This is a genomic window from Sorangium sp. So ce204 (assembly GCF_051526795.1).
GTDB classification, from domain to species: domain Bacteria; phylum Myxococcota_A; class Polyangia; order Polyangiales; family Polyangiaceae; genus Sorangium; species Sorangium cellulosum_B.
On the sequence record NZ_CP150317.1, the window covers coordinates 799,603 to 819,183 of the forward strand.

Consider the following 19,581-nt stretch of genomic DNA (forward strand, 5'->3'; position numbering starts at 1 on the left):
CCTCGCTCGCCGCACGCGTGGACCGAGCGGGCACCGCGGACTGGCCCGCGCCCACGCTAGGGCCGCGCGATAAACGCCTCGATCGCGGCCTGCAGCTCGACGCCTGACGGCCGGCCCAACCCGGTGCATGCGTTCCAGCCTGGCCCCGCATCGTATCGATTGACGCCGTTACGACGGATGTTATTGCCTTTGAGGATCGGTCGCATGGCCGTTCGCACCGCGGGATCGTAGAGCAATGCACCGAGGCCGGGGATCCCGGAGATCCCGTGCTTCGAAGCCAATCCTTGATAGATACGCGCCATCAGCCCTGCGAGCAGCGGGGCAGCGGCGCTGGTGCCGAACGAGAATGCGTTGACGGAGCCCAACCACAGCCATACGCCGGAGGCGAACGCCGCGTTCGCCGCGATGTCGGGCACACCTCGCCCCGGCGCGGCGATGCCGGTGGCCTCGGCGACCCCGGCGATCTCGGCGAGCTCGCGCTGCCACGGCGGCTGCTCGACGAATCGGCTGAATCCACCGCAGCTCGCCATCCGTCGTCCCAGGACGAGCTCATTCCAGGCCACTTCGTCCTGGAATCCACTCGCGGTCCATCCATCGATCGCGGTGCCGCCGCACGCGACAACCAAGTCGTGGCTCGCGGGGAAGGTCGGTTCGAGGCGATCCTGCACGAACCTGCTGGGCGTCGAGCCTCCGTCGCCGGAGGCGCAGAGTACGGTCACACCCTTCTTGGCGATGGCGTAGTCGAGCGCATGGTTCAACCCCGGAACTTGCCCTTGTGGCACGCCCCAGTTCTCCCACCCGTCACGCTCCGCGGCGCCCCACGTGATGACGAGAATGGAGACGCCATCGTCGGCTGCTCGGATGACGGCATCGCGCAACCCTACGCGGTTGGACAGCGTTCTGTACACGCGCATTTCAGCGCCGTTCGCCACGGAACCGCAGATCGCGAGATCGAGCAGGATCTCCATGGTGAACAAAGGCCGGTTGTTCGGATCTGATATCCTGCCGGCGCGGACGGGAGCCGCCGAAGTCTGCCCGGTGCCCGCCTCTCCGTGCAGCGGCGGTCCGCCGATGCCGAGCCCGAAGGCGAGAACGATCTCCCTGATCTCCTCCAGAAGAGCTGGTGAATTCTTTGCTAGACCCAGCTCGGTGAGCTGAATGCTCGGCCGCTTCAAGCCCAGGGCGTCGAAGTACGTACCGAGCACGTCCTCCGGCAGGCCTCCGTCGGGCAAGATGAACCCCACCTTCACGCCGGAGCCGTCGAGGTTCGGTGGGAAATTGTAAAGCGCCGCCAGGTCCAGCGCGGTGAAAGGTTTGCCGTCGGGGCGCAAGACGGGCTTGGGCTCGTGATGGGTCGAGCCGCGCGCGCGCGCACCTTCATCGAACAGGAACGGGCTGATCAAGCCGTCGGATGGGCCCTCCTCGTCGCACATGAGCGCGGTCACGTAGTTCGCGAGCGCCTCCGGCATTCGCGCGTTGTCCAGCGTCACTGGAACGACGATGCCTCGACCCTTGCCATCGACCCGCTTGAAGTCGACGCCCATGTGCCGTCGAAGCTGTCGTGCGGTGCCGGTCAGGACTACCTCGCCGGGTACACGCCGCTCCCGCACGACCTTCAGGTCGTGCTGCTCAGCGAACTGCCGAACCGTCGTGAAGACTTGGTCGTTGGCGCCGTGCAGCTCGTCGACGAGCTCCTCGTGGCGCGCGAGCGGGTTCGCCGCGATCGTCTCGACGAGCGTTCGCCTCTTCTTCACGCGCTCGTCGGGTTGGAGGCAACTGAGGCCCAAGGTGATCGTCATCGGCTCGTCGTCGTTCACGGGGTCACGGTCTTTCCACGGATTGTCGCTCATGATGTCGCTCCCTCCTCATATGCAGACCGATCTGCTCGGCGCCGCGTGCTCGCTGATGCATCGCGGATCCAGCGCGGCGGTGGCGGTGGCGGTGGCGGTGGCGGTGGCGGTGGCGGTGTACGTTGAAGCAATCGCGATGCCAGGGCGAAGAGCCTCGGGCGATGTCCGTGGGGTCGAGGTACGGGCTCGGAGGGAGGTGCATTGTTCGATGGACAGCGCGGCGCCGCGGAGCGATAGGGGGCGATGACAGGGTTCCCATGCTCTCGGACTCGACCCTCGAACCTGCCGATCCCTCCCGGAGGGGGCTCGGTCCTGTGCTCGTCCCAGCGCTGACGATCCTGGGACATCCGAACCTCGAGCGCGTCGGCGAGCGGGCGTTGCTGCTCGAGATGGCCACGGCGCACGAGGCGCAGCTCTCGCGGATGGAGCCAGTGTTCGCGATGCCGGGCCGGGCGCCCAGCGCGCTCAAGGACAGGCACGTGAGCCGGACGCCTCTTCGGCTGCGCGACGCGGGGGGCGGTGGGATCCGCCTTTGCATGGGGGAGAGCACGACGCACCTCGTCGTGGACGGCGAGGTGCTCGAGGGCGAGCGAGAGCTTTCGCCGGCGGAGCTCGCGCGGGGTGTGGTGCTGGAGCTGTCGGAGCGCGTGGTGCTTACGCTCCACATCGCGATGGTAGCGCCACCGGCGGGCGACGGTGGCGACAACCTTGGGCTGTCGGTCGACACCCAGGCACCGCCGCTCTCTGGGCGGGGGCCGGCGGACGACGGCGGCGACCTTGGGCTGGTCGGGCAATGCGCGGCGCTGGACCGCGTGCGGCGGGAGATCCGCGCGATCGCCAAGGGCGACATGCCGGTGCTGATCCTCGGGGAGACTGGGACGGGCAAGGAGCTGGTCGCGGAGGCGATTCACCGGTTGAGCGCGCGGCGGGCGGAGCCGTTCTTGGCGGTGAACATGGCCAGCCTGTCGCCGTCGCTGGCGAGCGCGGAGCTGTTTGGGGTCAAGAAGGGCGCGTTCACGGGCGCGGTGGAAGACCGGCGCGGGTATTTTGGCGAGGCGCGGAACGGCACGCTGTTCCTCGACGAGATCGGCGACACGCCGCCGGACGTGCAGGTGATGCTCCTGCGTGCGCTGGAGACGGGCGAGATCCAGGCGGTCGGGAGCCGGACGATCGAGCGGCCCCACGTGCGCGTGCTCAGCGCGACGGACGCGAATCTTCAGGCACGCATCGCCTCGGGCGCGTTTCGTGCGCCGCTCTTGCATCGACTGGCGGGCTTCGAGATCTCGCTGCCGCCGTTGCGCGCGCGGCGGGAGGACATCGGTTGCCTGTTCGTGCACTTCCTCCGCGACGAGCTCATGCGGGTCGGCCAACCCGACGCCTGGCGCGCTTCCGGGCCGGACGGTCGCGGCTTCGTGTCGGCCTCGCTCATCGCGCAGCTCGCCCGATACGACTGGCCCGGCAACGTCCGGCAGCTGCGCAACGTCGTGCGCCAGCTCGTCGTGAGCAGCCGCGGGGCGCTCGAGCTGCGCGCTGGTCCGCACCTCGACGAGCTGCTCGGGCGCGGCGCCGGGGCACAGCGGGCTGGAGCGACACCGCGCCTGACGATACCGGCACAGCCCGATCGGGTACGGCGCAGCCCGAAGGACGTGACCGAGGACGAGCTCGTGGCCACGCTGCGCGCATGCCGCTGGGACCTCAAGGCCGCGGCCTACCGGCTGCGCGTCGCCAGGAGCTCGCTCTATGAGCTCCTCAACCGCTGCACCCGCGTACGCCGAGCGGCCGACCTCACACACGCCGAGATCGCGCACGCCTACCGAGACTGCGGCGGGGACATCGACGCCATGGTGGAGCGCCTCGAGGTCTCGCGGAAATCCCTCTCGCGGCGCATCCGGGAGCTCAAGGTCCTGGTGCGCGTCGCGCACAGGTAAAAGAAGCCGGACTGCTGGCTCTTCGGTGAAGTGGGGCCGAATGAGCTGGCGGATATGGGCTGAGCCCACCATGCGCACAGGATGATGTTGTGCTCTCCGTGAGAGATTGATCCCCAGCGCGCGCCGCCGCGCACACCGCCACCCCCGGCGCTCACCGCCTGGCGCCCGTTGGATAAGAACAGGCCCTCAGCGCCGCCTCGCGCACGCCGGGCACGCGATGCGGCCCTGCGCGTTCGGCGCGCACGCCTCGCAGAGCAGGTGCATCCGATCGTCGCACGCCGCCGGCCGCGCCGTCGCGGCGCCGCAGGCCTCGCACGTGAGCCTGTCCAGGCTCGAAGCGCCCGCCGGGAGCCGCAAGACGATGTCCCGCGACTCCTTGCGCCGCCGGAGACGCATGTTGACGAGCGCCGCCGGGACCTCGGCGCTCACCAGCGCGGCGACCGAACACGTCACCTTCGCCGCGAACCGCGCGGGCAAGGCCTCGAGCTTCGCGTTCCGCTCGGCGATGAGGTGTGCGACCTTGGCCTCGACGGCCTTTGGATCCGCGCGCCGCCGCGGCGCCCGGGCCTCGGCGATCAGGTCCGCGAAATACGACACGATCCGATCGTGATCCCGCGCGTGCCTGCGCTCGACCTCACCGAGCAACGGCTGCACCGCCGCCCGCACCGCCTGCTCGGCGCGGAGCGCGAGCCAGTCCGCCGCGCGATCGTCCGTCGAGAGGGGCACGGCGCTCGGCTGCACGAGGGCGCTCGGCCAGGCGAGATCCAGGTGCGCGCCCACCGCGGCGTCCGGCTCGCCGCCGTCGTGTGCGTTCACCACGACCCGAACGAGCCCCTCGCGCCGGTCGTCGGCCTCGACGCCATAAGCGACGATGGCCGCGACGTAGACCGCCGCGCCCGTGGAGACCTGCCCGGGCTCGCAGAGCCCGTTGCGCAGCACGAAGCGGTCCGCGGCGGCCCGCACGTGGGCAGGCCGCGGCGGGTCCGCGGCGAGCCGCACCGAGGTGGACACCGGCCGCCCGCGCGCCCTCGCGATGAGCCGCTCGAGCAGCGTGGAGCCAAGGCCACACGCGACGTCCCCGTCCCGATCGGGGTAGAGCGCGAGGGCGCACTCCTCCGGGACCTCGATCTCGGCCGCGAGCCGCGCCGGCAGGAGCGCCACCGCCCGCGCGTCCTCACGCTCTGCGAGCGCTCCGGCCTCCGCGAGCGCCTCGACCACGAAATCGAGCGGAGAGGGCAGCGCGCCCTCCGTGGGCGAGAGCATCCTCAGCGCCGCGGTCACGCCTCGTAGTCCTTTCCAAAGAGCTTGGCGTCGAGGCGCTTCACCTGCTCGTAACGCCCGCGCGCCGCGGCGAGCTCCTCGGCGATGGCGTCGAAGCCGCTCGCGATCTCCTCCTCCGAGCGCGACGTCGCGTAGAGGGCGACGATCCGCTCCTCCAGATCGCGCTCGTCCGCCATGTTGCCAAGGACCATATCCATCTCGCCCACGACCAGCTCGAACAGGTGCAGGCGGCGGTCGAGCAGATCGAGGACACGCTCCTCGGCGGTGCCCCGCGCGCAGAGGTTGTAGACGCGCACCTCCTCTCGCTGGCCCATCCGGTGCAGCCGCCCGATCCGCTGCTCGATGAGCATGGGGTTGTAGGGAAGATCGAAGTTCACGAGGACATGGCAGTGATGGAGGTTGTGACCCTCGCCGCCGGCGTCGGTGGAGACGAGCACGCGCGCGCGGCCGTCGCGGAACGCCGAGAGCGCCGCGCGCTTGTCCGCGGCGGAGAGGCCGCCGTGGAACGCCGCGGGCTCGACGCCGGCCTCGCGGAGCACGGCCTCGATGTACGAGAGCGTGTCGCGGAACCGGGTGAAGACGAGGACCTGCTCGTCGTGAGCGCGCACGAGATCGACGAGGGCGCCGCCCTTCCGGGACGCGCGGACCGAGGCCGCGAGCTTCGCCAGCGCGGCGAGCGCGGCGCGCAGACCGGGGGCGCGCCGCTCGCTCGCGCTCATGCGCTCGAGGCTCCCGCGCACCGCGGCGGGGCTCGATCCGGCGCCGAGCAGGAGCGTCGAGGCCAGCATCCGGGAGCCGGCGTCGGCCCCGCGCGCGCGCACGAGGGCGAGGACGCGCTCGTAGAGCTCGCGCTCCTCCGGGAGCGGATCGACCAGCGCCGTGCTCACGTACCGGGGCGGCAGCGCGAGGCCGCTGTCGGCGCGGGTGTTGCGCACCATCACCTCGGCGAGCAGGGCGCGCAGCCGCTCCCGGTTCTTCGGCGACAGCGGGTCCTTCGGGTCGACGAACTGCGCGCGGAAGGCCGCCGGGGTCGCGAACTGCCCGGGCTTGAGCAGCGTCACGAGGTTGTAGAGCTCCTCGAGATCGGTCTCGATCGGCGTCGCCGTGAGCATCAGGAGGAACCGGCTGTGCAGGCCGTCGACGAGCTTGAAGCCGGCGGTCGTGCGGCTCTTGACGTGATGGGCCTCGTCGACGATCACGAGGTCCCACGAGGCGGCCTGGACGAGCGGCGTGTGCTTCGCGCTCCTCGCGAGGGCGAGCGACGCGACGACCACGCCCTCATCGCGCCAGAAGGCCTCGGGGTCCGCCGTGCGCGCGGCGTCGTCGGTCGTGCGCGCGGCGATCCCGGCCTTCTCCGCGAGCTCGCCCGTCCACTGGCCGACGAGCGCAGGAGGGACGAGGACGAGCGCCCGCCGGACCATCCCGCGGAGCTGGTACTCGCGCAGGATCGTCAGCGCCTCGACCGTCTTGCCGAGACCGACCTCGTCCGCGAGCAGCGCGCGCCCGCGGAACACGCGGAGGACGCGGCGCGCGGTCTCGATCTGGTAGCGGTGCGGCTCGACGCCCGTGAGCGCGGCGAGCGCGAGCAGCTCCTCGAACTGCTCGGCCGAGGCGAGCAGGTGAGCGCGCAGCGCGTGGCTCACCGCCGCGAGCGAGGACGGCGGGCCCGCGAGCCGCTGGAGCAGCTCGGACCGGTCGAGGCCGGACATCAGGAGCGGCGCCGGCTTCCTGGGCGGCGGAGCCGGCAGAGGAGCCGGCTCGGGCGGGGGCGCCGGCTCCGCCACGCCGGGGGCGGCGGGCGGCCGGGAGGCGGCGGGCGGCCGGGAGGCGGCGGGCGTGGCGCGCGAGCCGGCGGGTGTGGCGCGCGAGCCGGCGGCGTGGGCGCGCGAGCCGGCGGCGTGGGCGCGCGGCGGGCGCTCCGGGGTCGGGGTGGTGGAGGGACTTCGTGGCGGCGCGGCGGGCGCTTCGGTCCGCCGAGCCCGCGCGGGTGAGCGGGCCTGAGCGCGCGTGACAGAGCGCTCCGGGGGCGGCGGCCTCTCCGCGCGATGGGCCAGGAGGAGCCGCTGGACGTCGTGACGAAAGACGATCTGGCCCAGCCGGCGCGGGATACCGACGTTGCGGTCGATGCAGAACGTGCTCGCGTTGTAGACGAGGAACGCCGGATCCGCGCTCGTCGATTCGCGCATCCGCTCGACGAGCGCGCTGCCCGCGAGCGCCTGTGGAAGGCCGCGCGCGAGGAGCAGGTCATGCGCCTCGTCGAGCGTCAGCGGCTCCTTGTGCGACCGGCCCGAGAGCGCGAACGCCATGGTGAAGAGATCCGCGCCGGAGAGCAGCCGGCTGCCCGCTTGCGTGGCGAGCAGCCAGCTCACGTCGCTCGCGGAGATCGACGTGAGGGGCGTCGTCGATACCTGCATGCCTCGGCCGCGTGTATCCCTCCTGCTCCGGGATGTCGAGGTGCCATGGGCGCGAGATCGGCGGAAAAATTGACGATTATTTTTGGAAATCTGGCGCCCCTGATCGGAATGCGTCCTGGATCTTCTGGCGAAGCCAGCGCGTGAAGGGGTCGAGGAAGGTCCGTTTCAAGAGCCCGTCGTTAGAGAGGGTGTCGGAGTCCCAGTCGGCCATCACGCTGCAATCGGCGGCGGCGATCCAGCCACGCTCGGCGACGATGCGCTCGACAGGGAGGCGGACGGCGGGGTTCTTCGCGAACGAGGGGAGGCGGCGTCCGGGCGCGCTGCGCTCGTGCACACCGGAGCTCGTGCGGCGTCGGGTCTGCATACCAGGATCTCGGCAAGACACGTCGAGGAGCTATCGAAGCCATCGCGCACCCGCGCGGTCATCGCGCCGATGGGCTGCAGGCCGACATCGCTGCTGCCGGTCGCGTCAGCCCGTGTGGGCGCCGTCTGCCACCGATGCCAGTGATGACGCGTGGCGATGTGGAGAGGCGTTCTTTGCGCCGATTGAACGGTTCATCGATCCGTCGATCCGGCGCTTCGCCGATTCACCGGACGCGTGTCACGGGCGCGGGGGAAGCGGCGGCCACGTCGCGGTCAGGCGCGGGAGCGACGCGGCAGAGGTCGTGATGGCGCCCGCCAGCAGCGCGTGGGCCAGCGCGTCGTCCCCGATGGCGCGCGCGGCGGCCGCCATCCTCTGGCGCTCCTGTTCGTCGCGCTGCGCGCCGTGCGCGTCGCCCTGCGCGCCGGGCCAGCGCCGCGGCGATCGGGAGGTGTGCCGAGGGCGCGCGGGTACGGTGTCGCCGCCGTTCGATGCCCCTTTCTCTCCTGATGAAGGTGTCTTGTCATCGGCGGGTGAATACGAGAGCTCGCCGGCTTGCGCTGCAGGCTCCACCGTGGAAGACGCGTGTGCTCCGGCGATGGAAGAGGCGTCCTGTGTCGCTGCGCCGCCGGGGTGGATCTCGCCGCGCCGGATGCCGTGTCCGGCCATGAGGAGCCCTGCGGTCAGGACAACGCTCCAGGCGCTTGCCGCGAGCGACGCGAAGGCATGAGCGACCGCTCGCGCCCGCGGCGTCCTCGCGCCGGACACCGCGCGGCGGAGCGCGCGCCGCGCGGGTTGGAGCAGGAGCCGCCACGACGCGGCGCGGCCTGGGCGACGGCGTGGGAGTCGACCGGCGACGCGCGCTGGGCCGGAGAGCTGGGGCTCCTGGAGCTCTCGCTGCGCCGGTACCGGGACGCCGCGGAGCACCTGCGCCGGGCGCTCGACGGGGGGGCGCACTCGTCCGGCGTGAGGGAGCGGCTCCGGGGAGCGCTCCAGCAGGCGGCGCAGGAGGTCGTCGAGGTCGCGATCGTGGTCGGCAAGCCCGAGGCCGAGCTGTTCATGGACGGCCGGCGTGTGGGCCAGGGGTTCGTCACGTACGTCGTCTATGTCGAGCCCGGAAGCCACGAGGCGCGGGCGACGCTGCAAGGCCATGAGGACGGCGTGGGTCGCTTCGAGGCGCAGCGCGGGGACAAGCTGCCGCTCGGCCTGGCCCTCGAGGAGAAGCCGCCGGCGCCGCGGCCGGCGCAGCCTGCGATCGCGCCCCGCGCCGCGGCGGCGGCGCCGGGACCGGCGGCGCCGTGGCCGGCGACCGGGGGGACGGCGATCGGGCCAGCGATCCGGGTCGGGGGGCTCGCGCTCGTATCGGCGGGCGTCCTGGTAAGCGCGGGGTTCGCGATCGGGTCTGCGGTGAAGGACGGCGAGGCCGAGTCGCTGCGCGAGGAACTGCGCAGCGCGCACGACGACCGTGCGGACAGCTCGTGCAGTGCAAGGAACCACGACGTCGATGCGCGCTGTCCCCAGCTCCGGGACGCGGTCGCTGCCCGCGATGCCCTGGGCCTTGTCGCGCTGGCGAGCTTCGTGGCGAGCGGCGTGGTCGGCGCCGCGGCGCTCTCGTCGTTCTGGTGGGCGCCCTCGCCGGACCACGGCGGCGTCCGCGTGGTCCCGCAGGCGACGGCCCGCGGCGGCGGCGTCCGGATCGAGGGGACGTGGTGATCCGATGGCTCGGCGCCAGGGAGGGAGGGCGATGAGACGGTGGACGGCAGGGCGGATCCTGGCGGCGCTGGTCGGCGCGGTCGGCGCCGCGAGCGCGGTGGCGAGCGGCTGCGGGGTGGTCGACGGGTACGACTGCCACGAGTTGCTGACGTGCGACATCATCAACGAGGACGGCACCAACAACGGGGCCTGCTACGGGATCTGCGTCGAGCGCGAGTCCGGTGGTTTTCCCGCGCCGCCGCGGATCGTCTGGATCGGGCCCGCCACGGAGCAGGCGCCGTGCGAGGCGGCCGTGCTGCCGAACGGCGAGAGCGCCGGGCTGCGCGCTTCGTCGCCGAGCCGGGTCGCGACATCCGCTGCGGTCCGTGCGCGTGCACCGAGCCCGCGTGCGTGCTGCCGGCCGGCCTCACCGTGACCTCGGGCTGGATGTGCGACAACGGCCCCGGCGAGACGGTGACCCCGTTCCGCGCGCCGTCCGGCTGGGACGGGGCGTGCGTCGCGCCCGGCGCGGTCGCGCCCGAGGCGTTCGGCTCGTTCCTGGTCGCTCCGGTCACCGAGCGCCCTTGCGAGGTGGTGCCGGCGCCGGTGCCGCGCGATGGCGCTCTGCCGGAGGGGCAGGTCGCCGTCACGTGCACCGGGGGCGTACCGGACGACGCGTGCCCGGGCGGCAAGCTGTGCATGCTCGACGTGTCGGGTGTCCCGCCGGGGTTTCGCCGCTGCGTCGTCTCGGAGAGGGAGGGAGACCATGCGATGTGCCCGTCCGGCGACGGCGCCGCCGGCCGCGCGTTCTCCGAGCGGTTCACGTTCTGGAGGGTGATCACCGACCGCCGCAGCTGCGCGCCGTGTGCATGCGCGGAGACCGAGCCGAGCAGGTGCGAGGCGCTCGTGTCGACGTACGAGGACGACGCGTGCACCGACCTGCTTGACTCCACCGTGATCCGACAGCGCGTCTGTCATGACGCCGATCCTGGCTCAGCGCTCGGCAGCATGCGCGCGGAATGGCGGGTCAACGTGCCCGGCAGCTGCGCGCCGAGCGGCGGGGAGCTCGTGGGCGAGCTGAGCCTGGAAAGGAGGACGCTTTGCTGTATGCCGGAGGGAACATGATGCGCGCGAAAGGGAGGACGACAAGGACGATCTCGATGGCTGCGGCGCTCCTTGCGCTCGGCGCCACAGCTGCGCTCGTCGGGGTCTCGTGCATCCGTCTCGACCCGTCCTGCCGCGGGGAGGAGTGCCCGAAGGCCACGGACCACACGTGCCCCTGGCGCTGCGCGCCGGACGTCTGGGGCAGCAAGCCCGTCCGCGACTTTAATTCCTTGCGCCCGTACCTCGTCTGGGTAGGGAACCCACGTGATGCACCGGACTGCACGTCGGCCAGCGCCTATCATGTGAAAGACCTTTATCAAGATCCGAGGTCCCTTGACCGCTGTCCACGCTGTGTCGCCGAGCCGCTGAAGGAAGACCGCTACTACAACGTCGACTTCAGGAAAGGTGGCCAGTGTGCGGATGAGAAGGTGGCCAGCGGGGCCATCATCCGCGCGTTCATGATTCCGGTCGCGTGGGACGGGAGCTGCGTATCCGAGGTGGTGGCCCTGGATCCCGCCGTGCAGGACGCCAACGTCGCATGGGGAAGGTCCTTTGGCGACGGCGGTCCCGGCTGCGCGGCCTCGCTCTCGCCGGCGGACGTGGAGGCCACCTGGGGAAGCCTCGTCCGGGTGTGCGAGCGCCACTGGGAGTTTGACAACATCTGTCGGCGTTATGGCGAGGTCTGTGAGCCGGAGCTGGCGCCGGGGTTCCGTGACTGTCTTGAGTATTACGGTGATGAAGAGCTCCAGGTGTGCCCCGACTCTCATCCTGAGCTCGTGCAGGCCTACACCGGCGTGAAGGGATGCTCCGACTGCAAGGCCGAGGACCCGATAACCGACGAGAAGTGGCGGGACGCGGAGTCGGCGCTCACCTTCTACGCCGACGAGCAGTGTACGCAGCCCCTTACCACCCCCACCGCCAACACGCATTGCTACGACCTGCCAGCCGGCCCTCTTCCGCGAAGCGTCTCCGCGACGCTGACCGTCCACAGGATCGCCGCTTGCGAGCCCGTTGGCGGTGAGCAGGAGGGCGAGCTCGCGCCGGGAGACCTGGTGAGCCTCTGCTGCAAATCGCCGCGGTGACCCGAGCCCCGGGCGCCTTGCGGCGGTTCATCTGCGCGGGTGAGGGATCGATACGGCGAACCGCGCCGCGTCATCCCGCGTCCTGCGTGGCGGGCTCTCCGAGGCGCTGGAGGCGCTTTTGACCTGCGCCGTCATCCACCACGACCCAAGGAGTCCGTGGATCGTACGCCGTGACGCCCCACACCGGCAGCGGCGGCCCTTGGGCGATTTCAGCGAGACCGTGTCGCTTTAGTTCATCGCCGACAGCCGTCAATCTATAGCGAGCCTCCAGCATAGGTGCTCTGTCCGTCCTGTAGGGAACACTCTCCAGCGCGGCCTCAGCCCCACGGTGCTCGGCCCACTGGCGCAGCCGCATGGCGATAAATCAATCGCTGATGCGCGCCCCCCAACCATTACGCAGCTCTTCGCCAGCCGATGAACGGTGCACAAATACGTCCACGGGCGTCATCCAGTCTTTGTCGAGACACGCGAACAAGAGCTCGTCAACCCAGGATAGGGTGAGCGCGCGACCGTCGACCCGAGGAAAGAACGCAGCTTGGTGGGTGCCCAGCTCTACGAGATCCTTCCGCACTCGATCTGCGCCCCCACCCTCGGTGGCCAGCACCGGAGACTGACCGGATAGCTTTCGCCAGGAGCGCGCCATGTGCTGGACGCGCGTCCGAGATGAAGCGCGCGCGTCGTCCAGACCGCGGCGCGCGTCAGCCGGCTTCACGTGGACGAATCCACGGCCAAACCCATCCTCCGGCGCATCTCCCAGGACGACGAGGTCGAGATCCGGGTGCTCGGGCCGATAGTGGAGCCTCCACGCGCAGAGCGCCCACAGCATCAGCCTGTCGCTCCACAACCCGGACGTCCATACGACGATTCTCTGCTGCGACCTCAACGCATTGATGACATCATGAAACCGCGAACGAAATTGCGTCCTTCCCCGCCCTCGAAGGTCCCAGTAGTCGCATCGTTGCTCACAGTGGTCTTCGGGTTCGGACGCGCACGGTCCCTCCAGCACGTTATCGCGCATGAAACACACAGGAAGGCGAATCCCGCGCCGGACTGCTTTCCGAATGTCCTCATTTGTGGTGACGTGAATGGTCATTGGGGCCTCGGAATGAACACATTTGCAATCCGGCCATGGAGGATCCCCAGACTCACCGGATAACGCGTGATCCGAGGAACGCGGGGGATTGTTTCATATGTAATCGGGCTTTCCAAGAGAAATGGGGGAAGCGTCACATGGCTGGTGAGGCACAAGGGCCTCAGCGACCTCGGCGAGACGGCGAACCTGCACCGACCGTCGCCGGCCTCCGAGAGGAGCCAGCGCGCGGCGCTTGACCCGTATAGTATACCCCCCTATGCTATCTGTGTGCACACGGTCGAGAACAAGAAGAAGCTCATCGCCCGCGTCCGGCGGATCCGTGGGCAGCTCGAAGCGGTCGAGCGGGCCCTCGAGGGCGAAGCGGGTTGCTCGGAGGTCCTGCAGACGGTGACCTCGGCGCGTGGCGCGCTGAACGGGCTCGTGGGCGAGCTCATCGAAGGTCACATCCGTACACACGTCATCGACGGGGAGCGCGCAACGGCACCTCAGCGGGAGGCCGCGGAGGAGCTGGTTCAGATCGTCCGCGCCTATGTGAAGTGAAGGAAGCAATGATGAGCGACTCCACGGGATCCGATCGGCTCACCCAGCTTCGACACGCCCACGACCACGGCGCCGCCGCGCCTTCGCATGAAGCCAGGACCCGGTGGGTCGTTGCGCTGACCTTCGCCATGATGGTGGCGGAGCTCGTGGTCGGCTATGCGACGAACTCGCTCGCGCTCACGGCCGACGGCTGGCACATGGCCACGCATGCGGGCGCGCTCGGCATGGCGGCCTTCGCGTACTGGTTCGCGCGCAAGCAGTCCGGATCGAGCGCGTTCTCCTTCGGCACGGGCAAGGTGCACGCCCTCGCCGGGTACACGAGCGCGGTCGTGCTCGCGCTCATCGCGCTCCTCATGGTCGTCGAGTCGCTGCGCCGCTTCCTCCATCCCGAGTCGATCGCCTTCTCCGAGGCGCTTCCCGTCGCCGTCGTTGGCCTCGCGGTCAACCTCGCCAGCGTGAAGCTCCTCCACGCCGACGATCATCATCACGAGGCGCACGACGGCCATCCCGACCACGATCACCGCGACCATGACCATGACCATGGCGATCACGACGACGAGCACGCCCATGGCCACCACCACGGACACGACCACAACTTGCGCGCGGCGTACTTCCACGTCCTCGCGGACGCGCTGACCAGCGTCCTCGCGATCCTCGCCCTCCTCGGCGGGCGCTACCTTGGCTGGACGTTCCTCGACGCCGCGATGGGCATCGTCGGCGGGCTCGTCATCGCGAAGTGGAGCTACGGACTCTGCCGACAGGCGGCCAGGCAGCTGCTCGACGTCGTCCCTTCCGAGTCCCTTGCTCGGCGCATCCGCGATCGCATCGAGTCCACCTTCGCAGGAGCGAGCGTCGTCGATCTCCACCTGTGGGACATCGGTCCCGGCGCGCGCGCCTGCATCGTTTCGGTCGCGGTGCCGAGCCCCCTGGCGCCTTCCGCCTACCGTGACGCGCTCGTCCCGATCGCCAGCCTCCAGCACGTCACGGTCGAGGTTCACCCGCTCTCTGCCGGTGACGCGCGGAGGGGCTCTTGAATTTCAGCGCGATCTTGCTCCTCGCGCTCGGGCTCGCGATGGACGCGACCGCCGTCGCGGCGGCACGAGGGCTGTCTGTCCCGGCGATCCGGGCGCGCCATGTCCTGCTCGTCGCGGGGTTCTTCGGCGGCGCTCAGGCCCTGATGCCCGTCATCGGCTGGCTGCTCGGAGCGCGGATCGGTCCGCGCGTGCAAGCGTGGGATCACTGGATCGCGTTCGTGCTGCTCGCGTTCGTCGGCGGAAAGATGCTCTGGGAAGCCCGCGGTGACGACGGCGGCGAGGGCGAGACCACGGCCGATCCCTTCGCGTTGAGCTCGATGTTCGTGCTGGCGATCGCCACGAGCATCGACGCCCTCGCCGTGGGCATCACGCTGCCGATGCTGAACGCCCCGTTCGCGATCTCCGTCGTGACGATTGGCGTCGTCACGGCGCTGCTCAGCGCAGCGGGGCTCTTCGCGGGCCGGCGGTTCGGGGCGATGCTTGGCAAGCGTCTCGACCTGGCTGGGGGGGTCGTGCTCATCGGGCTCGGGTTCAAGATCCTCCTCGAACACCTTGTGCTGTCGTAGGCGTGTCCCCGCGGACCGCGCCCGCCGGCTTCCGGGCGCGCAGGGCCGAGGCGAGCTCGAGTTGCGCCGCGGCGCCCGCTCAGATCGGCAGCGCTATCGGCGAGCGCGGCCGCGCGCTGGCCGTCGCGCCGCCGCGCGGCGCTCCCCAGCCGCCGCCCGGCGCCTCGGCAACCTCGCTGACGTCGAACGCGCGCTGCACGAAGGACGAGCTCCGCGCATAAGCGAGCAAGTCGCTCGGCCGGACGGCGGGCATGCCGCGGTGCAGCCGCCGTACGAGCAGCAGCGTGTAGAGGTCCATGTAACGCTCGGCCATGCGGGCAGCGGAGTAGCGCTGGAGCGTGACCTTCCGGCCGTACCGCCCCATGCGCGCGGCGAGCGCGGGGTCGTCGCGGAGCTCCGTCAGCCTGGCCGCGAGCGCCTCGGCGTCCCCGGAAGGCACGAGGAAGCCCGTGTATCCGTCGGTGAGGGCCGTTGGCACGCCGCCCACCGCGGTCGCGACGACGGGGAGCCCGGCCGCCATCGCCTCGAGCATGGCGAGCGGCAGGCCCTCGGCGACGGAGGTGAGGGCGAACGCGTCGAGCGCGGCCAGGATCTGGGGCACGCCGTGCCGCCCGCCGACGAAGAGCGCGCGCTCGGACAGGCCGAGCTCGCGCGCGAGCGCGACGAGCCGCGCCCGCTCCGGGCCATCTCCGGCGAGGAGCAGCCGCCCGTCCTCCGGCAGCGCCTGCGCGGCCGCGCGCAGGAGCATTGCATGGTTCTTCACGGCAGAGAGGCTCCCGACGCTCCCGAGCACCCAGGCCCGCTGCGAGATGCCGAGCTCGGCCCTGACACGGGCCCTGGCCACGGGATCGGGCGCGAACCGCGACAGGTCGAGGCCGCTGGCGACGACGTGCAGCGTCTCGGCGCTGACCTGACCCTGGTTGACCAGGGCCTCGGCGGCCGGCCGCGACACCGCGACGTGGGCGTCGACGAACGCGGCGGCGGCGCTGCGCAGCCATCGCCGGCCTTGCAGGTCGTCCGAGGCGCCGTGCTTCGTGTGGACGACCGGGACGCGGTGCAGCCAGCCTGCGGGCGCGGCATAGAGGAGCGGCTGCAGGTCGTGCGCATGGACGAGCGAGATCCCTCTCGCCCTGAAGAGCGCGACGAGCCGGGCGGTCATGCTCACGTGGAGGCCGCGGCGCTTCGGCAGGAGATGCACCTCGACGCCGCGCCGCCGCAGCTGCTCTGCCCGCGGACCGTCCGGATCCTCGGCGATGGCGATCACGGTCACGTGATGGCCCGCAGCGCGCTGGAGCGCCGTCAGATCGACGACCACCCGCCCGGCGTCGCCGGCCTTCAAGCTGCTCACCACGTGCGCGATCCCGAGCTTCCATGGAAGCCCCACCCGGCCCTGGTCGCGACCTCCCGCGCCGTAAATGTCACGAACATCCATGTCTCCCCCTCGAACGAAACGAATGGAACGGTGTCGACGCGCGCTGCTCGTCCAGCGTGCCTGCGTTGTCTGGCTCCTCGAGGCGGGATCTGGCTTCCCCGATCGGCGGAGCGGCGCTCCGCTCCCTGGCCGACGCAGCGAAGCGACGAGGGACGAGCGTCCTGGGCTTGAAAAGCGTAAGCGCTGCAGCACGTCGAGCGCGATGCGCGGCGGACGGTAGCAAGATTGATTGGTGTGGAATATAGGCCGGACCCGGAATGTGGCAATAAAAAACTGTGATGAATGGTAAGACGGCAGTGCGCGAGGATGGCTGTCCAGGCCGGGCCGCGCGCCGTGCGCTCGCTCCGGCTGGACGGGATCCGTCCGTGACTTCCAGCCTTGGCGCGCATGTCGGGTCTCTTCCGCGGCCGCATACGGCTTTGCCCCGCGGAACCGGCGCCTCAGCGACGGAGAGGCATTGAAGAAGGTGTGGGGCGCTCGTCGACGACGGGCGGGTCCACGCGTCATCGCTCCCGTCGCGGTCAGTCGGACGCCGGCGATCGACCTGCGTCCAGGCAAGTGAGATTGGTGACGTGGGGGATGTCGCATGACGCGTCAGCGACAGAAGAGGAACCTGCAGTTCCCGGATGCGCACTGGTTGTCCTTCGTGCACGCCGCTCCCCGGCCGCGCTTGTCCACGCACTCGCCCTCGTTGGTGCCCCACCCGCAGAACTGGCCCGCCGCGCAGTGTGCGTCGGAGCGGCAGAGGCACGTCTGGGTGAGATCGCCGCAGCGGTTGCTGGGGCACTCCTCGTTCACACGGCACCCCTGGCCGATGGTCTTCGAGCCAGGCGTGTAACAGAAGCCCGCGCCGGCGAGCAGCCCGCCGCAGCGGCCGGAGGCGCACTCGCTGTCGCGCGTACACAATTGATGCTCGGCCTTCTTCGGCTCGCAGGCGTTGTCGCCGCCGACGCCGGGCGTCTTGAGCGCGCAGCGGAGGCCGCTGCCGCAGTCGGCGTCGTCGTTGCAGACGCAGCGCCCCGGGATCGCGTTGCAGGCGACGGCGGTGCACTGGCCGCTCTCGCACTCTTCATCGAACCGGCAGCTCCCGCCGAGCACCTGGAATCCGGGGCAGTAGGCCGCGCCGCACTTCGTGGGATAGGCAGACTCCCGCTCCTCGGCCGTCGCAAAAGGCGCGATGCCGCTCTCGTCGAGATCGGCGGCGGGATCGGCCATCCCCGCCCGCGGCCCCTGGGCGCGCTCCCACATGCGAAGGAAGGACTCTGTCGAGGATCTCAGGCCGGTCGTGTCCACGCCCAGCCGATCCAGATCGGCCAGGAGGTCGGGCAGCATCCCCTCGTGGGCCAGGCCCTTCTCGTCGAACTCCGTCCCCAGGGGGCCGGGCCCCTGCGCGCGCTGCTCCCAGGCCTGGCAATCGGCCTCTGCCTGGAAGGCCGCCGAGCAGGCGCCGTCCTCGCCGAAGCGCGGCCGGGTCTGCTGGATGAAGCCGTTGAGATCTGCCCCGAAGGCCATCGGGACCTTCAGGCCGAGCCGCCCGTACTCGTAAGCCTGCGCGAAGGAGCGCGACGAGCCCTGACAGCTGTTCTCGACGGAGCTGCGGCTGTATTGCCGGGTCTCGTCGTGCGCCGTGCGCAGGCCGAAGATGCCGCCGGTCTGCCGGAGCATCCGGATCACCCGCGCCGGCGTGGACTTCTCTTTGTCCGCCACCGCCGGGGCCATGATCTCCCGGAAGTGACCGTGGGAGATGTAGATCGGATAATAGTCGCGCGCCCGCGCCAGCTCGAACACCCGATCCACGCCGCGCTCCGAGAGGTGCGCGACGTCGAGCAGCATCCCCCGGTCCATCATCTCGCCGACGAGCGCTTCGCCGAGGGGCGTCAGCCCGCGCACGTTGCGGCAGCTCGCGTCGACATCCATGCCCAGCGTGATCCCCGCGAGGGTGGCGCCGCAGTCGGTGTCGATGGAGCAGCTCTCGGTGTACTGCGCGAGCTGGAAGATCGGGTTGTGCAGCGCCGCCCCGCCAAAGGCGTTGTCGACCTGGTGCACCGGCTGGAGCGTCCGGACCCCGAGGGCATGGTATTTGGCGAGCTGCGCGCGCATCTTCGCCGCGTCGACGTCTCGGCCGAACAGGTGGCTGGCCTCGATGGACAGCACCACCGCCAGCTTGCCCGCGCCGATGATCTGCCGGGCGTGCGCCGGTGAGAGCGCGACCTCCATCCAGCCGGCGTTGCGAGCGGCCAGCGCGTGGGTCATCTGGATCTGGAGATCGACATCCACCATCTCGTCGCACGCCCGCTGCCGGTTCTGCTCCGGCAGGATCGAGCAGAGCCAGTCGTAGCTCACCGCCGACATGACGATGAGGCTCAGCCCGCGATCGTGGGCCGCGCGCAGCCAGCTCACGTGACCCTGCTGGTGAGCGATGGTGTCCCAGCGCGGCCACCCCTCGGAGGAGCGCTTTCGCTCGAGGTGGAGCCCTGTGTCGCCGCTCGTCCCCTCCGTCTGGCCGATCACCTCCGAGCCGATGACGCCGCCTCCCAGGCCGAGCAGCGCCGACAGCGCGCCGTTGCTGGCGAAATCGAGCATCGTCGACTGGGGGCACCGGTCCAGGAGCGCGCTGAGATCTTGTCGAACGCGCGCGTGATCGCTCCCTGGACCGCCGCCGTCGCAATCGTCCAGCGCGCCGGCGCCGTCGTGCTTGCCGTGGAGCCATCCGCCCCCGAACGCCTCCTCCGACATCATGTGGAAGTGCAGGTCCGCGAACCCGCTCACCGGCGCTCCGCCGGGCGCCGCCGGGGAGGGGACCGGGAGCGCCGTGCCGTCTGCCGCCGCGGCGCCGGCGGAGAGGCCGAGCGAAGCAGAGAGCGCGAGATCGTCTGTCGTGCCCTGGTCACCGGGGAGCGACGGCGTTCCCGGGTCGCACGCGGACGTCGCGAGCGCGAGGGCGGCCAGGGCCGCGGTCGCGAAGGGGCGCGGCCAGCGCCGGCGGCGCGCTCGGGGCGCCGGGCCGGGTCGAGTCGATAGGGCACGCGTCAGGCGATCGTCGGGGCAGGTCATGGGTGTCGCGGTCCGGGGGTTCGGTCGTGGGGGATTCAGGCACCGAGGACGCCTGGTTCCTGGGGTCGTCCCCACCGCATTTTCAAGCGGTGAACCGGGCCCGCGCGGCGCGTGGCGGGTTTTGTCAGCGCCTGGCGCGGTTTGTCGCCT

Annotated in this window: 16 protein-coding genes; 8 read left to right on the forward strand and 8 right to left on the reverse strand. The window is 70.8% G+C overall.

Annotated features, from left to right (window positions below; genetic code table 11):
• Positions 1-56: 56 nt before the first annotated feature.
• On the reverse strand, positions 57-1,850 hold the full coding sequence (locus WMF22_RS02935) for a S53 family peptidase (RefSeq protein ID WP_438034764.1): 1,794 nt from the start codon (positions 1,848-1,850) through the stop codon (positions 57-59).
• A gap of 257 nt (positions 1,851-2,107) precedes the next feature.
• Here WMF22_RS02935 and WMF22_RS02940 point away from each other — a divergent pair, with 257 nt between their 5' ends.
• The gene (locus tag WMF22_RS02940) at positions 2,108-3,778 is read left to right on the forward strand and encodes a sigma 54-interacting transcriptional regulator (RefSeq protein WP_438034765.1); all 1,671 of its coding nucleotides are present in this window, start codon (positions 2,108-2,110) and stop codon (positions 3,776-3,778) included.
• Positions 3,779-3,964: 186 nt separating this feature from the next.
• Here WMF22_RS02940 and WMF22_RS02945 read toward each other — a convergent pair whose 3' ends face one another.
• From WMF22_RS02945 to WMF22_RS02960, 4 genes are all read right to left on the reverse strand, one after another.
• On the reverse strand, positions 3,965-5,059 hold the full coding sequence (locus WMF22_RS02945) for a hypothetical protein (RefSeq protein WP_438034766.1): 1,095 nt from the start codon (positions 5,057-5,059) through the stop codon (positions 3,965-3,967).
• Positions 5,056-7,473, reverse strand: a complete 2,418-nt coding sequence (locus tag WMF22_RS02950) for a DEAD/DEAH box helicase (RefSeq protein WP_438034767.1) — start codon at positions 7,471-7,473, stop codon at positions 5,056-5,058. Before WMF22_RS02950 ends, WMF22_RS02945 begins: the two co-directional genes overlap by 4 nt.
• Before the next feature lie 76 nt (positions 7,474-7,549).
• On the reverse strand, positions 7,550-7,807 hold the full coding sequence (locus tag WMF22_RS02955; RefSeq protein ID WP_438034768.1) for a hypothetical protein: 258 nt from the start codon (positions 7,805-7,807) through the stop codon (positions 7,550-7,552).
• Between the two features lie 267 nt (positions 7,808-8,074).
• Entirely contained in the window at positions 8,075-8,503 is a 429-nt protein-coding gene (locus WMF22_RS02960) for a hypothetical protein (protein WP_438034769.1), read from the reverse strand.
• Between the two features lie 57 nt (positions 8,504-8,560).
• Between WMF22_RS02960 and WMF22_RS02965 the strand changes: the two genes are divergently transcribed.
• The 4 genes from WMF22_RS02965 to WMF22_RS02980 are packed head-to-tail and all read left to right on the forward strand — an operon-like array spanning position 8,561 to position 11,712.
• Positions 8,561-9,547 carry a hypothetical protein gene (locus WMF22_RS02965; protein ID WP_438034770.1) on the forward strand — a complete coding sequence of 329 codons (987 nt, stop codon included), beginning with the start codon at positions 8,561-8,563 and terminating at the stop codon, positions 9,545-9,547.
• A 31-nt stretch (positions 9,548-9,578) separates the two neighbouring features.
• The gene (locus tag WMF22_RS02970; protein WP_438034771.1) at positions 9,579-9,962 is read left to right on the forward strand and encodes a hypothetical protein; all 384 of its coding nucleotides are present in this window, start codon (positions 9,579-9,581) and stop codon (positions 9,960-9,962) included.
• On the forward strand, positions 9,938-10,651 hold the full coding sequence (locus WMF22_RS02975) for a hypothetical protein (RefSeq protein WP_438034772.1): 714 nt from the start codon (positions 9,938-9,940) through the stop codon (positions 10,649-10,651). Before WMF22_RS02970 ends, WMF22_RS02975 begins: the two co-directional genes overlap by 25 nt.
• Entirely contained in the window at positions 10,627-11,712 is a 1,086-nt protein-coding gene (locus tag WMF22_RS02980; RefSeq protein WP_438034773.1) for a hypothetical protein, read from the forward strand. The genes WMF22_RS02975 and WMF22_RS02980 overlap by 25 nt, the downstream gene beginning before the upstream one ends.
• Positions 11,713-12,076: 364 nt before the next feature.
• On the opposite strand, the gene WMF22_RS02985 is transcribed toward WMF22_RS02980, so the two are convergent.
• On the reverse strand, positions 12,077-12,805 hold the full coding sequence (locus WMF22_RS02985; RefSeq protein WP_438034774.1) for a hypothetical protein: 729 nt from the start codon (positions 12,803-12,805) through the stop codon (positions 12,077-12,079).
• A 267-nt stretch (positions 12,806-13,072) separates the two neighbouring features.
• Between WMF22_RS02985 and WMF22_RS02990 the strand changes: the two genes are divergently transcribed.
• The 3 genes from WMF22_RS02990 to WMF22_RS03000 are packed head-to-tail and all read left to right on the forward strand — an operon-like array spanning position 13,073 to position 14,945.
• Positions 13,073-13,345: a metal/formaldehyde-sensitive transcriptional repressor gene (locus WMF22_RS02990; RefSeq protein ID WP_437297622.1), complete on the forward strand. Its 273-nt coding sequence runs from the start codon at positions 13,073-13,075 to the stop codon at positions 13,343-13,345.
• Positions 13,346-13,356: 11 nt separating this feature from the next.
• Positions 13,357-14,379 carry a CDF family Co(II)/Ni(II) efflux transporter DmeF gene (gene dmeF / locus WMF22_RS02995; RefSeq protein ID WP_438034775.1) on the forward strand — a complete coding sequence of 341 codons (1,023 nt, stop codon included), beginning with the start codon at positions 13,357-13,359 and terminating at the stop codon, positions 14,377-14,379.
• Positions 14,376-14,945 (forward strand): manganese efflux pump MntP, encoded by a 570-nt coding sequence (locus tag WMF22_RS03000; protein ID WP_438034776.1) that lies wholly within the window; start codon positions 14,376-14,378, stop codon positions 14,943-14,945. Before dmeF ends, WMF22_RS03000 begins: the two co-directional genes overlap by 4 nt.
• Positions 14,946-15,024: 79 nt before the next feature.
• Here the strand turns inward: WMF22_RS03000 and WMF22_RS03005 are convergent, their stop codons facing one another.
• Positions 15,025-16,377, reverse strand: coding sequence for a glycosyltransferase (locus WMF22_RS03005; RefSeq protein ID WP_437297625.1), 1,353 nt, complete (start codon positions 16,375-16,377; stop codon positions 15,025-15,027).
• A gap of 594 nt (positions 16,378-16,971) precedes the next feature.
• The gene (locus WMF22_RS03010) at positions 16,972-19,431 is read right to left on the reverse strand and encodes a membrane dipeptidase (protein ID WP_437297626.1); all 2,460 of its coding nucleotides are present in this window, start codon (positions 19,429-19,431) and stop codon (positions 16,972-16,974) included.
• Positions 19,432-19,581: the final 150 nt, after the last annotated feature.